A 13,905-nucleotide genomic window follows, 5' to 3' on the forward strand; every position below is an offset into this window, starting at 1 on the left:
CCCGGTCAGCAGTGAGGAGCAGCACCATGTCGGACGCCGCCTTCGGCTCTCAGCGGTCGGCACCGGTGCCTCGCCGTTCGCGCACGGGCATGGTGGCGCTCGCCGTCCCGAACCTCGACGAACCGTACTTCGCGGAGCTCACCACGCTCCTCGTCCGTGGTGCCGACGAGCGTGGACTGTCGATCCTCATCCAGCACACCGAGGGCGACCACGACCGCGAGGTCGACATCGCCAACGGGGTGGGCCTGCCGCTCACGGACGGGCTCATCCACATCCCCCGCTCGCTGACGGTCGGCGACCTCACGCGGCGGACCTCCCCGGGGCCGCTGGTGCTCCTCGGCGAGCACATCCAGGTGAGCCCGTTCACGCACATCTCGATCGACAACCGGGCGGCCGCCGACGCCGCGACGACCCACCTCGCCGAGGTCGGCTGCTCCCGCATCGCGTTCATCGGGCCCAGGGACGAACGTCCGTCCGACGCGGCGGATCAGCGGTACGCCGGGTATCGGGACGTTGTCGCGCGGTTCGGCCTCGCGCAGGAGCCCTCGCTCATCGGGCACGTCGACGCGTTCACCCCCGAAGAGGGACGCCGCGTGATGCGTCGGATGACCGCCGAGGGCGTCGAGCTCGACGGCGTCGTCTGCTCCAACGACTCGATCGCCTTCGGCGTGCTCGCGGGCCTCCACGAAGCCGGCCGACGGGTGCCCGAGGAGGTCGCGGTGATCGGCATCGACGACGTCCACGCCGCCCAGTTCTCGACCCCGTCACTCACGACGGTCGCTCCCGACTACGACGCGATCGTGCGCGCGGCCTTCACCGAGCTCGAACGCCAGATCGCCGCCCCGCCCGGTGCCGACACCCCGGTCCGGCACGTGGTCGTCGACGCGCGGATCGTCGTGCGCGACAGCACGGCACGCTGAGGTCCATGAGCGGCAGGGCAGGCCGGCGCTCCGCTGTGCCGGGGTGCTGGACGTGTCGCGGTCAGGCGTCCATACGGTCGTCGTCCACCGAAGCGGAGGCGACCGGGGCGAGCCAGACCTCGCCGAACTGCGCGCGCAGCGTGGTCTCGACGTCCTCGGACACGTCGTCGTCCATGACGAGGTGGTCCACCTCGCGGAGGTCGACGATCGTCGTCAGCCCCACGGCGCCCCACTTCGAGTGGTCGGCGAGGACGACGGAGCGGCGCCCGGCCCCGACGAACGCCCGGTTGGTCTCGGCCTCGAGGAGGTTCGAGGTCGTCAGTCCCGCTTGCAGGTCGATCCCGCGGACGCCGAGGAAGACGACGTCGCAGTGCAGGGACTCGATCGCGCGCACGGCGACCGGACCGACCAGGGCGTCCGAGGGGGTGCGGACGCCGCCGGTCAGCACGACCGTCTGGGTGTACGGCTCGTCGGCGCGGTCGGGCCGTGCGAACACGTCGGCCACCGGGAGGGAGTTCGTGACGATGGTGAGCTCCGGGATGGCTCGCAGCTCCTGGGCGAGGGTCCAGGTGGTGGTCCCGCCGGACAGGCCGACCGACATGCCGGGCTCGACGAGGATGGCCGCGCGACGGGCGATGGCGCGCTTCTCGGCCAGCAGTCGGCGTGCCTGGTTGGGAAAGCCCAGCTCGGCACGGTCGGGCAGGCGGGGCGTGGTGGCGCCACCACGGACGCGGTCGACGAGGCCTTCCGTCGCGAGTTGCTCGATGTCGCGTCGCACGGTCATCTCGCTGACGCCGAGTGCGGTCGCGAGGTCGACGACGCTCGCCGCACCGTTGCGGCGCACCTCCGACATGATCTGCGATCTGCGTTCCGCACCGAGCACAGCGTCCTCCTTCGACCCGGTTGCCAGTCTGGCACGCGCGCACGGCGAACCTCGGCACCGGCGATCCACGACGACGAGACGGAGGCGGACAACGCATGTGTGAGGTACGACATCGGGACTGGTTCGGCGACGAGGTTCGCGACGGCACCTACGGCTACGACCTCGAGGCGCTCCTGGCGATCGAACCGGTCGTGCCGCCGGCCGGATTCGAGGAGCTGTGGCGCGGGTGGTACGCGGCGGCACGTGAGGTGTCTCCAGATCCGGTCTTGACCCCGATCGGCCGACAGGGTGCCCACGAGGTCTTCGTCGTCGAGCACACGGTCGCCGATGGCCTTCGTCTCCGCGGATGGCTCGCCACGCCGGCGGACGGGCAGGCGCGCTTCGGGATGGTGCACGGGCACGGCTACGGCGGACGCGACGCACCGGACTGGTCCCGCGTCCCCGATGACGCCGCCGTCATCTTCCCGATCGCCCGCGGTCAGGGCGTCTTCAACACCGGACTCGGGGCACCGACGCCGGAGGACGGACACGTCCTGTTCGGCATCGACAGCGTCGAGCGGTACGCGCTCGGCCGCTGTGCCGTCGACCTCTGGCACGCGGCGTCGGCGCTGTTCGACGTCGTCGGACCGCTCCCGCTCTACTTCGTCGGTGAGAGCTTCGGCGGTGGGATCGGCGCGCTCGCCCTGCCGTGGGACGACCGCTTCGTCGGAGCGACGCTCGTGGTGCCGAGCTTCGGTCAGTACGACGTGCGCCTGCGCCTGCCGTGCGAGGGGAGCGGGGAGCGTGTGCGACACCACGTCGCCGAGCACCCGGAGGTGCGCGAGGTCCTGCGGTTCTTCGACGCCTCGACGGCCGCGGGGTTCGTCCACGTGCCGGTGCGGGTGGAGGCCGCGCTCTGGGACGGACACGTGCCACCACCCGGGCAGTTCGCCGTCGCCAACGCGCTCGAGGACCTCGAGCTGAGTGTCCTCCCCGCCGGGCACACCGAGTACCCGGGGCTCGAAGCCGTGCTGGAGGAGTCGTACGCGGCGACGAGGGCGCACGCACTCCGGTCGGTCGCGCGGGCGGTGGACGGATCGACGATCGAGAGGTGAGAGGGTGGACGGATGATCGCTGCGCTCACGCTCCCCGCCACCCTCACCACGCCAGGACAGGAGCTACTGCTGCGCCGGGCCACCCTCGCCGACCTCGATGCGCTGATGGCGCTCCTCGCAGACGACCCGATCAGCGCGTCCCGTGGTGACCAGGCCCAGGAGAGCGACCTCCCTGCCTACGAGCGTGCGCTCGCGGACCTCATCGACGACCCGGCGAACGAGATCCTGCTGGTCGTCGACGCGGACGCCGTCATCGCGACGATGCAGCTGACCCGCATCCCCGGGATGGCCCGTCGCGGCTCGACACGGCTGCTGGTCGAAGCGGTGCGTGTGTCCTCGAGCCTGCGATCCGGCGGTGTTGGAACAGCCATGATGCGCTGGGTGACGGACGTCGCCGCTCCGGCGACCGGTTCGTCGATCGTGCAGTTGACCTCCGACGAGGCCCGGGTCGACGCCCACCGCTTCTACGAACGCCTCGGCTTCGTCGGCTCGCACCGCGGCTTCAAGTACGCCGTGACGGCCGTGAGCTGACATGGAGTTCGTCCGCACATTCGCCCGCTGGCTCCTCGGAGCCGTCCTCACCTTCGCCGGCGTCGGCCACCTCACCTTCGCGCGGCAGTCGTTCGTCGCCCAGGTGCCGCAGTGGTTGCCCCTGCCGGTCGACGTGGTCGTCGTTGCGTCGGGAGTCGTCGAGATCCTGCTCGGCCTCTCGCTGATCCTGCTCGCCCGGTACCGCGTCGCCGTCGGCTGGATCGTCGCCGCCTTCTTCGTCGCCGTCTTCCCCGGCAACCTCGAGCAGTTCGTCCGCGGAACCGACGCCTTCGGGTTGGACAGCGACATCGCCCGTGCCGTCCGCCTGGTCTTCCAGCCCGTCCTCGTCCTCTGGGCCCTGTGGTCCACCGGTGCCTGGCGCGCGTGGCGGTCGCGGCGCCGCCGGAACACGATGCGCTGAGCGCGATCCCTAGGACGCCTAGTCATCTCGCCCGGGTGCCTGTCAAGGGGCCCTGGTTCGCAGCATCCGTCCGGCAGGGTTGATCCATGCGATGCATTACCTATGCCGGCGAGAACGTCGTGACGACCGACGAGGTCGCGCAGCTCCTGGTCGAACTGACGGCGGAACTGGCCAAGCGCGGCCGTGCCGAGGCCGTCACCATCCCGATCGTGGTCGAGTCCGACGGCGATGAGGACGGGCCGGCGTCCGCGCAGCTCGTCATCGGCCTCGGCAACGACGTCCTCTCGGTGCCCCACAGCTGGACCGACGAGGTCCCCGACTTCAGTGAGGGACGAGACCGCCTGCAGGGCTACCTCGACGACATCCGCCCGTCAACGACGGCCTACGAGCCGCGCGACTCCATCGAGACCACGGACGTGCTCGAAGACCCTGACCTCGACCTGCGCGACTTCACCCGCTGAGTTGTCCCTGAANGCCGTCTCGCGAGCCCGCAGCACGACGATCAACGTGATGAGCGCCGCCGCCATCACGTAGAACGCGGGCGCGAACCGGTTGCCCGTCGAGGCGATCAGGAACGTCGCGAAGTAGGGTGTGATCCCACCGAACACGGCGACCGACAGGTTGTACGCGATCGCCATCGAGCCGTAACGGATACTGGTCGGGAACAGCTCCGCCATCGCGGCACTCGACGCACCGTCGTAGGCGGCCATGAACACCCCGAGGATGACCATCGCGACTGCAGCGGCGGCGAAGTTGCCGGCACTCATGAGCATGAGCGTCGGATACGTCAACACCAGGAACCCGACGCAACCGGCGATCATTACGGGCTTCCGTCCGATGCGGTCGCTCAGCAGGCCCATGAAGGGTACGAGGATCGCGATCGCGAGCAGCCCGAGCACCGTGACCCCGTAGCTGAGCGGCTGCGAGTAGCCGAGGTCGGTCTGCAGGTAGGACGGCATGAAGGTCTGCAGGATCCAGTGGCCGACCGCCTTGATCACGACGAAGCCGACGCAGAAGAGCAGCGCCTTCCACGAGGTCCGCAACGATGTGCGCAGCGGTGACTTCGAGACGGCCCCCTTCGCTTGGATCGCTTGGAACTCCGGGGTGTCCTCGAGCTTGTTCCGCAGGTAGAGGCCGGCGAGGCCGAGTGGAAGGGCGAGGAAGAAGAGGGCGCGCCAACCCCACTCGTTGAGGGCGTCCGTGCCGAGTGTGGAGGTGAAGAGGAGCACGAGGCCCGCACCGACGACGAAGGCCGCGAAGCCGAACACGTCGATGAAGCTCGTCACGAAGCCGCGTCGGTTGGACGGGGCGTACTCGGCGAGGAGCGTCGTGGCGCCGGAGCTCTCGCCGCCGGCGGCGAAGCCCTGCACGAGCCGCACGATCACGAGCAGGATCGGCGCCCAGAGGCCGATGAGGTCGAACGTCGGTAGCAGACCCATCACGACCGTCGCCCCGGAGGTCACGAGGATCACCGTCGCGAGGACCGTCTTGCGCCCGATGCGGTCGCCGAGCGAGCCCCAGAAGAGGCCACCGAGGGGGCGCATCACGAAGCCGGCGCCGAACACCGCGAACGCGGACAGGAGGGCCGCCTGCGTGTTGCCCTGCTGGAAGAAGTTGAGGCTGATGACCGTCGCGAGCGTGCCGTACAGACCGAAGTCGAACCATTCGACGAAGTGTCCGGCCCCCGCGGCCCAGATGACCTTCCGCATCCGGCGTGATCGCTCAGCGTCGTCGTAGGGGGTCTGCGCACTGTGCGCGGCGGCTTCGGCCAGGGCTGCGGCCTGGGTCCTGCTCTCGTCCATCGGTCCTCACATCGTTGTCGGGGTGCTTCGAGGTTCACCTGCCGAAGAATCTTACCCACTGAATGGGAAAGTCGTACCGCTGAATGGTAGCGTGGCAACCGTCCGGTGGTCGACACGTGTCCGACGGCTTCCAGGATCACGCATCACGAAGGAGTGTCTCCCATGCAGCACCGCACCCAGTCCGCCGACGTCGTCGTCATCGGTGGTGGTCTCGCGGGGGTCTCGGCCGCCGTCGCAGCCGCCCGTCTCGGCTCCCGGGTCTCGCTCGTCACGAACCGGCCGGTGCTCGGTGGCAACTCGTCGAGCGAGGTGCGGGTGTGGGTCGTCGGAGCGACCGCGCACGGGCACCAGCGGTTCGCGCGGGAGACCGGCATCATGGGGGAGCTCTTCCTCGAGAACCAGTACCGCAACCCGGAGGGCAACCCGTTCTACTGGGACCAGACGGTCCTCGACCTCGTGCGGGCCGAGCCGAACCTGCAGCTGCACCTCAACACCGACGTCCGCATCGTCACGATGGCGGAGGGCGCTGAGGGCGTGGCGTCGCCGACACCGAGGATCGCGTCCGTCACCGGATGGACGATGGGCAGCGAGATCGAGACGGAGTTCGTCGCACCCGTCTTCATCGACTGCACCGGAGACGGGCTGGTGGGGCATCTCGCGGGCGCGACCTCCCGCATCGGGCGCGAGGGCCGCGCTGAGCTCGGCGAGCCGTGGGCGCCCGAGGTCGCGGACGACGAGCTCCTCGGCAGTTCGATCTTCTTCTACACGAAGGACACGGGACGCCCCGAGCGGTTCGTCGCCCCCGACATCGCGCGAGACATCCGCGACACCCCGATCCTCACCAACCGGATCATCCGCACCGGCGACAACGGCTGCAACTACTGGTGGATCGAGTGGGGCGGCGAGCTCGACACCGTCGCCGAGAACGAGCAGATCCGCGACGAGCTGTGGAGCGTCGTCTTCGGGATCTGGGACTACATCAAGAACTCCGGCGAGTTCGACGCCGACACCCTGACGCTCGAGTGGGTCGGATCGATCCCGGGGAAGCGCGAGTACCGGCGGCTGCTGGGTGACCACACCCTCACGCAGAACGACCTGCTCGACCAGGTCGACTTCGAGGACACGGTCGCCTTCGGTGGCTGGTCGATCGACCTGCACCCGGTTGAGGGCGTCTACGCCGAGACCGCCGGCGCGCAGCAGCGGTTCAGCAACGGCACCTACGGGATCCCCTTCCGCAGCCTGTACTCGCACGACGTCGACAACCTGCTGTTCGCCGGACGCAACATCTCCGCCTCCCACGTCGCGTTCGGGTCCACCCGCGTCATGGCGACCTGCGCGACGCAGGGTCAGGCGGTGGGGACGGCTGCGGCGCTCATCGCCCGCCATGGACTGACGCCGCGGGAGCTCGCCGGGCAGGCGCTCCCGCTCCTGCAGCGCACGCTCCTGCGCGAGGACGCCCCGGTCATCGGCATCACCACGGACGACCCCGACGATCTGGCCGGGCGGGCGACGGTCTCCGCCTCGAGCGCGCTCAGCGCGATCTCCACGCTGGAGCACCTCGGCTCCGGCGAGCGGTTCACCCTCGACCGCGACGTCGCGATCCTCGTACCCGTCGCTCCGTCACTCGACCAGATCACCCTGCTCGTCGATGCCGCACGCGACGCGACCCTCCGCGTCGAACTGTGGAGCACCGGCAAGCGCCAGAACGCCGTCCCGGTCGAGCACCTCCTCGACGGAGCTGTGGAGATCGCCGCCGGGCTGGGCGTGCCCGCCACTGTCCGCTTCGGATGGACGCCGGATGTCGAGCAGAACGCGGTGCTCGTCGTCCGTGCCAACCCGGACGTCAGCCTGCTCCTCACCGAGGGCCACCCCTACGGGCTCCTCGTCCTGACCGCGAAGCACGCGTCCGACGAGGTGTTCGACGACCACATCCCCGAAGAGCAGGACCAGGCGATCCTCGACTGGAACGCCCGGAAGCTCCGCGGCCGGAGCGTCGCGCTGACCGTCGGTGGAGACACCACGGCGTACCGCCCGGAGCGGATCGTCGACGGCTACCAACGTCCCTACGGCGGACCGCACCTGTGGTCCTCGGAGCGACTCGATGACAACCGCGATCTGGTCGCCGAGCCCGAGGTCCTCACACTGCACTGGGATGAGCCGGTCGATGTCGCGTCCGTCCGGATCGTGTTCAACGACGACGTCGACGTGGACCTCATCAACCTGCACCACCACCGCACGGACTTCGAGGCGGTGCCGGAGCTCGTCGCCGCGTACCGCCTCGAAGCGCGACCGGCGGGTGCGCCGGAGGGGACGTGGACGGTGTTGGCCGAGGTCGAGGGGAACCGCCACCGCCACCGGATCCACGACGTCGAACCCGTGCGGGTCGACGCCCTCCGTGTCGTCGTCACGGCCACGAACGGGTCGCCCTACGTGAGTGTCGCGAGTGTGAAGGTCTTCGAGCAGCCGAGCGGGCGCACCACCCGGCCACGCCGAGCCCGACCGCTACGCTGAACACGGCCTCCGAGGCCGGACATCCGAACCGACACCGACACCGTGGAGGACCCGTGGCAGGTGAGATCCAGCAGGGCATCGGCCGTGCAGCATCCGTGCTCGCCGTTCTCGGCGCATCGACCACCGGGCCGTTGCGGGCCTCCGACATCGCCCGTGCGACCGGTCTCGGCACGTCGACGACCGCACGCCTCCTCGGCACGCTCGAGGAGCTCGGGTATGTGACGAAGGCGGCCGACAGTCCGTCCTACGCCATCGGCGCGACCATTCTGGCGCTCGCAAGCGAGGGGCTCAACCAGAACCCGGTGCACCGGGAGTCGCGTGCTCCCGCCCAGGAGCTCGCGCAGCGGATCGGACTCAGCGTCAACGTCGGTGTCCTCGACGGCTCGAGCCTCATCTACCTCTGCCACTTCGAGGGAGCCCTCGCCCCGAAGTCGCACTCGATGATCGGGCTGCGCCAGCCGCTGCACGCGTCCGCGCTCGGCAAGTGTCTGCTCCTCGACCTCGACGCGGACGGTCTCCGTGCGCTGCTCGGTGATGAGCCGCTCCCGCGCTACACGGCCAACACCGTCACGGAGCACGCGGCCCTCGCCGCCGAGCTCGCGGTGGCACGGGAACGCGGCGTCTGCATGGAGGACCAGGAGCTGGCGCTGGGTCGTCTCGGGATCGCGGCGCCGATCCGCGACGCGAACGCCAGAGTCGTAGCGGCGATCTCCATCTCGGGCCGACTGAGCCTGATGCGCGAGCGCGACCTCGACGTCCTCACCGAGGACCTCATCGAAGTGGCGGACCGGATCAGCGTCGGTCTCGGCCTCATCTCCGCGATCCCCTCCTCCTGACCAGTACTCGGCAAACCGACCTCACGAACCGAAGGTGACCAGTGGCGCAATTCGACCTCCCCCTCGCCCAGCTCCAGCAGTACCTGCCCGACCGCGAGGAGGCGCCGGACTTCGACGCGTTCTGGACGGACACCCTCGCCGAAGCCCACGCCCTCGCCCAGCCGACGGTGCGTGAACGATCCAATCCTGAGCTGACGGGTCTCGTCGTCGAAGACGTCACGTTCTCCGGGTTCGGCGGCGACCCGATCAAGGGTTGGTTCATCCGACCGGCCGGCGTGACCGAGCCGCTCCCGTGCATCGTGCACTACATCGGGTACAGCGGCGGTCGTGGGCTCGCCCACCAGTGGACGATGCACCCGTCCGCGGGCTACGCGGTGTTCGTCATGGACACCCGCGGTCAGGGGAGCGCGAACCTGCCTGGCGCGACCGCCGACCCGTTCGGGAGCGGTCCGCAGGTCGCCGGCAAGATGAGCGCCGGGCTCGGCAGCCCCGAGACCTACTACTACCGTCGGGTCTTCACGGACGCGGCGCTCGCCGTCGACGTGGTGCGAAGCTTCCCCGAGGTCGACCCCGCCCGGGTCGTCGTCGCCGGTGGCAGCCAGGGCGGCGGCATCGCCCTCGCCGCGGCTGGGCTCTGCGAGGGACTCGCGGCGGCGCTCGTCGACGTCCCGTTCCTGTCGCACTTCCGTCGTGCCCTGCAGATCACCGACGCGAGCCCCTTCGCCGAGCTGAAGACGTACCTCATCAGCCGACGTGGTCACGAGGCGGAGGTGTTCCGGACGCTCTCGTACTTCGACGCGACGAACTTCGCCGCCCGCGCGACCGCCCCCGCATTGTTCTCCGTCGCGCTCTGCGACGCGGTGTGTCCGCCCTCGACGGTGTACGCGGCGTTCAACCACTACGCGGGCACGCACAAGGACATCGCCGTCTACCCGTACAACGGGCACGAGGGCGGCGGGCCGGTGCAGCAGCAGGCGCAACTGACCTTCCTCGCGGACCTCCTCGCCTGACGCTTCATTCGCCCGAAGATGGGCGAACGGGCTCCCGTTCGCCCGAAGATGGGCGAACGGGCGTGGGACGATGTGCACGTGACTGAGACCCGCGACACCGACCCGACCCTGACGACCACCCGGCGTCGGACGCGTGCCGGCATGATCGCGGCGATGGCGCTCGTGCTCTCCTTCGCGGCCGGAGCGACCGACGCCTTCGCGTTCCTGCAGCTCGGCGGTGTCTTCACCGCGAACATGACCGGCAACTTCGTGCTGGCCGGACTCACGAGCCGACCGGACTTCGCGGACGTCCTGCTCGGGGCGACGGTCGCCGTGCTGCTGTTCTCCGTCGGGACCTTCCTGGCCTTCCGATTCACGAGGCTCGTCGCCACCGCCGACCGACCGACCCCGGAGGCACCGCAGCACCGGCTCGTCCTCGTGCTCGGCGGTGCGGTGATCGCGCAAGCGTGCGTCCTCATCGGATGGATCGTGTCCTCCGACCTGCGCACGACGCCCGTGATCTGCGTCCTCATCGCGCTCTCCACGCTCGCGATGGCGGGGCAGACGGCCGTCGCCCGTCGCATCGAACGCTCAGGCGTGACGACCACCTTCGTGACCGGCACCCTCACGAGTCTCATGCAGAGCCTCGCCGACGGCGTCCACGACCACCACCTCATCCGCATCGGGGCGATCGTGCTGCTCGTGGCGGGGGCCCTCTGCGGCTCGCTCCTCACCGGCGTGGACCCGGTGTTCGGTGCCGCGCTGCCTCTCGTCCCGTCGATCGTCGGGCTGGTCCTCCTCCGGCTCGCGCCGACGGCCTCCGGCTGAGCTTCTTCAACGACGAGTCCTCCACAAAGGTGCTCGGTAGATGGATTGATGTGTACACGGCTCATCTGGCTGCAGAGAGCACGCCCGACGGATACGATCCTGGCCATGGAACAGTGCCCATGGTCGAACAGGCAGCTCGAGCGGCTGGGCACTCAGATCCGCGACCGCTCTGAACCAGACCCATCTCTACCGAGCTACTCGGAGGTGATGCTCTGGTACAACGACCTTGCGACGCTCGTGCAGAAGCGCATCGAACGAATCGACTGGTCGCCCCTACTTGGCGACCGAGTACCCGAAATCACTTCCCGTCCCAAGACGATCGATACGCTGCGAGACAAGCTCATCAGGTAGGGCAAGACGCCGCTGGGTCGCATCGGAGACATCGCGGGCGTGCGATTCGAAGCGGAGATGACGCTCTCCGAGCAGGATGCGGTCGCGGTAGCCATCGCCGGCGCGTTCGATCATCGCCCTGAGGACGCTGTCCGCGATCTGCGAGCGGATCCGCACAGTGGTTATCGTGCCGTCCACCTGCGCCTCAAATTGCAGCGATACGTGGAAGTGCAGGTGCGGACGCACCTTCAGGGAGAGTGGGCCAACCTGTACGAAGCCGCAGGGGATCTCTGGGGACGCGACATCCGTTACGACGGGCTGCCGACGACACCCGCGGCAGCCCGCCTTGTGGAGGCGCTCCGTGAATACTCGTCGTCGACGATCGCGCGCTTCGAGGAGTCGTATGACCTCCTACAGAAGAGCGAACTCGCGCTTGCCGAAGCGGCGGGCCACATCGAGCGGCTGGTCCCGAGATCACGTCGAGAACGGAAGCTCATCGAGGACTATCAGGAGCAGAAGCGTACAATCGAAGAACTTCACGTCGAACAATCCGAGCGCGGTACCGCCATGCGTAGCCTGTCGTCCGACGCTCGAATCTCATTGCAAAAGGCCAAACGAGGAGCGTGACATGCCTGGTTACCTGATCGAGTACAACCGGGTTTCTCGCGACTGGCGGGTGACCTCCTTCACCGGCCCCGACGGCCACCGCGAGGCACTGGTGCGACGTCTGGAGGTCGAGCAGACGAGGTCGAGCGAGGATTGGGAGATTGTGTCACTCAACAGCGATTCTCTGGACACGGTCAAGAAGACCCATGCCCGGTATTTCGAGGGACGCGAACTCGACCTAGCTTCCGCCTAAGCGACGGCGGCGGTCGCCTCGATCTCGACGAGCTGGTCGTCGTAGCCGAGCACGGTGACCCCGAGGAGCGTTGACGGCACGTCGTGATCGCCGAAGGCGGCGCGCACGACCTCCCACGCGGTGACGAGGTCGGACTGCTTCGTCGACGCGACGAGCACCCGGGTACTCGCCACATCGGCGAGCGTCGCACCGGCGGCCTCGAGGGCGATGACGAGGTTCTCGACGCACTTCTCCGCCTGGCCGGCGACGTCCCCGACGGCAGCGGTCGAGCCGTCGACGTTGAGCGGGCAGGATCCGGCCAGGAACAGCAGCCTGGCGCTCGCCGGAACGGACGACGCGTAGGCGTACTCCGCGGCGTCGGAGAGCTCGTCGGATCGGATCAGCGTGACGACGGACATGGTTCCTCCTCGTGGTGCGGGTGCGATCGGGCGACCGCTCTCAATCCATCGTGCCTGACATCGTCGGACGGCGTCCGCGGGGACCCCCGGCGTCGGATCGCCGTCAGTGGGTGAGCTGCGCCCGGATGAGGATGGGGAAGTGGTCGCTCGCCTCCGACGTGGGTTCCTGCTCGTCGACGAGGGCTTCGATCGGTTCCAGTCGGGTATGCGGGGCGACGCTGCCTGAGCGGCCGAGCACCCAGTCGATACGCGCGTTCCCGGGACGCTGCGGTCCGTAGCCGTGGAACGTGCCGATGCCGTCGCTCTCGACCGGCGAGAGGTCGACGAACCCGGCGTCCGCCAGGGCGTCGTGCGCCGCCGATCCGCGTTCGGTGTTGAAGTCGCCGGTGAGGAGGACGGGGACGTCGACGCCGGAGAATCGGTCGGCGATCAGCTTCGCGCTGCGCGTGCGGACGTCGTCGCCGTGCGGTGAGCTCTCGTGGTCGAGGTGGGTGTTGGCGAAGACGAGCTCGTCGCCGGTGCGTCGCTCGCGGAGTCGGACCCAGGTGACGAACCGCGCGTGCAGCGACGGCCAGGTGTTCGAGCCCGGCTCGTCGGGGGTGTCCGACAGCCAGAACTCGCCGGCGTCGAGCTGTTCGAACCGCGAGCGGCGGAAGCACACCGGCCCGTACTCGCCGGCCGAACCGCCGTCGCGACCCTGCCCGAACCAGTCGTACTCGGCGAGACCCGGGCGCAGGTCGTGCAGCTGGTGTTCGCGGACCTCCTGCAGCCCGAGGAGGTCGGGTGCGTTGCGGGCGATGACCTGTGAGACCAGCGGTGCACGGTCCACCCACTCGTGACCGGGCTGGGCGACGGCGGTGCGGATGTTGTAGCTCATGACGGTCAGGACGTTCTGGGTCAGGATGGATTCGCTCACCCGGCCAGCGTAGGGGAGCCGGGTGACGGGGAGCTGTCCCCATGTCGCCGGGCGGTCCGTCTGCCTAGACTCGCCCCATGACCTTCGACCTCCGCGACGCCCAGGCCCGGATCCTCGCGCTCAACAGCGAAGAACTCCCCTTTATCTACGACCCGACACCCGACGGCATCGTCGCGCACTGGCGGTACGCCGACCAGCGCTGGCTCGGCTTCATCGGCGCCGGGATGTTCAGTGCCGAGTACGAGCTGCGGGTCGAGCTGCACCCCGAGGAGGGGGAGTGGGAGTTCCACGAGCAGTCGTCCTCCTCGAAGACGACCGTCGGTCTCGGCGGTCTGTCGACGAAGCGCACCTGGCAGTCCGGCCCGCAGAAGTCCTTCTCCTTCGGGCGGAGCGTCGCGCCCATCTCGCAGTCCACCGACCGCGATGGCACGACGACCGGACAGTTCATGGGCTACGAGTTCACGACCGACGAGGTCAAGCAGCCCGTGATCGACGCCCTGACCGCCGCCGGCTGGACGCCGCGCAAGGGGTTCTTCGGCAAGCTGTTCGGAGGCTGATCAGCCGGCCCTGAGTCGCCTGGATCTGCA

15 protein-coding genes and 1 pseudogene are annotated in these 13,905 nt (G+C 69.1%); 12 read left to right on the top strand and 4 right to left on the bottom strand.

Annotated features, from left to right (window positions below):
• The first annotated feature begins 26 nt into the window (after nt 1-26).
• Entirely contained in the window at nt 27-920 is an 894-nt protein-coding gene (locus IFR14_RS01280) for a LacI family DNA-binding transcriptional regulator (protein ID WP_191939972.1), read from the top strand.
• Nucleotides 921-981: 61 nt separating this feature from the next.
• Here IFR14_RS01280 and IFR14_RS01285 read toward each other — a convergent pair whose 3' ends face one another.
• A complete protein-coding gene (locus IFR14_RS01285) occupies nt 982-1,803 on the bottom strand; it encodes a DeoR/GlpR family DNA-binding transcription regulator (RefSeq protein WP_191939973.1) in 822 nt (273 codons plus the stop codon).
• Nucleotides 1,804-1,898: 95 nt separating this feature from the next.
• On the opposite strand from IFR14_RS01285, the gene IFR14_RS01290 reads away from it, so the two are divergent.
• The 4 genes from IFR14_RS01290 to IFR14_RS20680 all read left to right on the top strand — a co-directional run bounded on the left by IFR14_RS01290 (nt 1,899) and on the right by IFR14_RS20680 (nt 4,310).
• Entirely contained in the window at nt 1,899-2,897 is a 999-nt protein-coding gene (locus IFR14_RS01290) for an acetylxylan esterase (protein WP_191939974.1), read from the top strand.
• A 12-nt stretch (nt 2,898-2,909) separates the two neighbouring features.
• A complete protein-coding gene (locus IFR14_RS01295; RefSeq protein WP_191939975.1) occupies nt 2,910-3,428 on the top strand; it encodes a GNAT family N-acetyltransferase in 519 nt (172 codons plus the stop codon).
• Between the two features lies 1 nt (nt 3,429).
• On the top strand, nt 3,430-3,849 hold the full coding sequence (locus IFR14_RS01300) for a DoxX family protein (RefSeq protein ID WP_191939976.1): 420 nt from the start codon (nt 3,430-3,432) through the stop codon (nt 3,847-3,849).
• Between the two features lie 86 nt (nt 3,850-3,935).
• Nucleotides 3,936-4,310 (top strand): hypothetical protein, encoded by a 375-nt coding sequence (locus tag IFR14_RS20680; RefSeq protein ID WP_241160979.1) that lies wholly within the window; start codon nt 3,936-3,938, stop codon nt 4,308-4,310.
• 13 nt (nt 4,311-4,323) lie between these two features.
• On the opposite strand, the pseudogene IFR14_RS21540 reads toward IFR14_RS20680, so the two are convergent.
• Nucleotides 4,324-5,651, bottom strand: a pseudogene (locus tag IFR14_RS21540) (MFS transporter); the annotation flags it as partial.
• A gap of 162 nt (nt 5,652-5,813) precedes the next feature.
• On the opposite strand from IFR14_RS21540, the gene IFR14_RS01315 reads away from it, so the two are divergent.
• The 6 genes from IFR14_RS01315 (at nt 5,814) to IFR14_RS01340 (ending at nt 12,004) form a co-directional block, all read left to right on the top strand.
• Nucleotides 5,814-8,162 (top strand): FAD-dependent oxidoreductase, encoded by a 2,349-nt coding sequence (locus tag IFR14_RS01315; protein WP_191939978.1) that lies wholly within the window; start codon nt 5,814-5,816, stop codon nt 8,160-8,162.
• A gap of 53 nt (nt 8,163-8,215) precedes the next feature.
• On the top strand, nt 8,216-8,998 hold the full coding sequence (locus IFR14_RS01320; RefSeq protein WP_191939979.1) for an IclR family transcriptional regulator domain-containing protein: 783 nt from the start codon (nt 8,216-8,218) through the stop codon (nt 8,996-8,998).
• 41 nt (nt 8,999-9,039) lie between these two features.
• A complete protein-coding gene (locus tag IFR14_RS01325) occupies nt 9,040-10,008 on the top strand; it encodes an alpha/beta fold hydrolase (protein ID WP_191939980.1) in 969 nt (322 codons plus the stop codon).
• A gap of 78 nt (nt 10,009-10,086) precedes the next feature.
• Nucleotides 10,087-10,815: a YoaK family protein gene (locus IFR14_RS01330; RefSeq protein WP_191939981.1), complete on the top strand. Its 729-nt coding sequence runs from the start codon at nt 10,087-10,089 to the stop codon at nt 10,813-10,815.
• Between the two features lie 381 nt (nt 10,816-11,196).
• Nucleotides 11,197-11,772: a hypothetical protein gene (locus IFR14_RS01335; protein WP_342365692.1), complete on the top strand. Its 576-nt coding sequence runs from the start codon at nt 11,197-11,199 to the stop codon at nt 11,770-11,772.
• A gap of 1 nt (nt 11,773) precedes the next feature.
• The gene (locus IFR14_RS01340) at nt 11,774-12,004 is read left to right on the top strand and encodes a hypothetical protein (protein WP_137242889.1); all 231 of its coding nucleotides are present in this window, start codon (nt 11,774-11,776) and stop codon (nt 12,002-12,004) included.
• Here IFR14_RS01340 and IFR14_RS01345 read toward each other — a convergent pair.
• Both IFR14_RS01345 and IFR14_RS01350 read right to left on the bottom strand, forming a co-directional pair.
• The gene (locus IFR14_RS01345) at nt 12,001-12,402 is read right to left on the bottom strand and encodes a RidA family protein (RefSeq protein ID WP_137242888.1); all 402 of its coding nucleotides are present in this window, start codon (nt 12,400-12,402) and stop codon (nt 12,001-12,003) included. The genes IFR14_RS01340 and IFR14_RS01345 overlap by 4 nt on opposite strands.
• A 103-nt stretch (nt 12,403-12,505) precedes the next feature.
• Nucleotides 12,506-13,318, bottom strand: a complete 813-nt coding sequence (locus IFR14_RS01350; protein ID WP_191939983.1) for an endonuclease/exonuclease/phosphatase family protein — start codon at nt 13,316-13,318, stop codon at nt 12,506-12,508.
• Between the two features lie 77 nt (nt 13,319-13,395).
• On the opposite strand from IFR14_RS01350, the gene IFR14_RS01355 reads away from it, so the two are divergent.
• Entirely contained in the window at nt 13,396-13,875 is a 480-nt protein-coding gene (locus IFR14_RS01355; protein WP_137242886.1) for a hypothetical protein, read from the top strand.
• Nucleotides 13,876-13,905 lie beyond the last annotated feature (30 nt).

This window comes from Plantibacter sp. CFBP 8775 (assembly GCF_014839505.1).
In the GTDB taxonomy this organism is placed as follows: domain Bacteria; phylum Actinomycetota; class Actinomycetes; order Actinomycetales; family Microbacteriaceae; genus Plantibacter; species Plantibacter auratus.

What these genes read in the sequence shown, in the direction of transcription:
- IFR14_RS01280 (WP_191939972.1), top strand. Translation starts at nt 27, where the DNA reads ATGTCGGACGCCGCCTTCGGCTCTCAGCGGTCGGCACCGGTGCCTCGC.
- IFR14_RS01290 (WP_191939974.1), top strand. Translation starts at nt 1,899, where the DNA reads ATGTGTGAGGTACGACATCGGGACTGGTTCGGCGACGAGGTTCGCGAC.
- IFR14_RS01295 (WP_191939975.1), top strand. Translation starts at nt 2,910, where the DNA reads ATGATCGCTGCGCTCACGCTCCCCGCCACCCTCACCACGCCAGGACAG.
- IFR14_RS01300 (WP_191939976.1), top strand. Translation starts at nt 3,430, where the DNA reads ATGGAGTTCGTCCGCACATTCGCCCGCTGGCTCCTCGGAGCCGTCCTC.
- IFR14_RS20680 (WP_241160979.1), top strand. Translation starts at nt 3,936, where the DNA reads ATGCGATGCATTACCTATGCCGGCGAGAACGTCGTGACGACCGACGAG.
- IFR14_RS01315 (WP_191939978.1), top strand. Translation starts at nt 5,814, where the DNA reads ATGCAGCACCGCACCCAGTCCGCCGACGTCGTCGTCATCGGTGGTGGT.
- IFR14_RS01340 (WP_137242889.1), top strand. Translation starts at nt 11,774, where the DNA reads ATGCCTGGTTACCTGATCGAGTACAACCGGGTTTCTCGCGACTGGCGG.
- IFR14_RS01345 (WP_137242888.1), bottom strand. Translation starts at nt 12,402, where the DNA reads ATGTCCGTCGTCACGCTGATCCGATCCGACGAGCTCTCCGACGCCGCG.
- IFR14_RS01355 (WP_137242886.1), top strand. Translation starts at nt 13,396, where the DNA reads ATGACCTTCGACCTCCGCGACGCCCAGGCCCGGATCCTCGCGCTCAAC.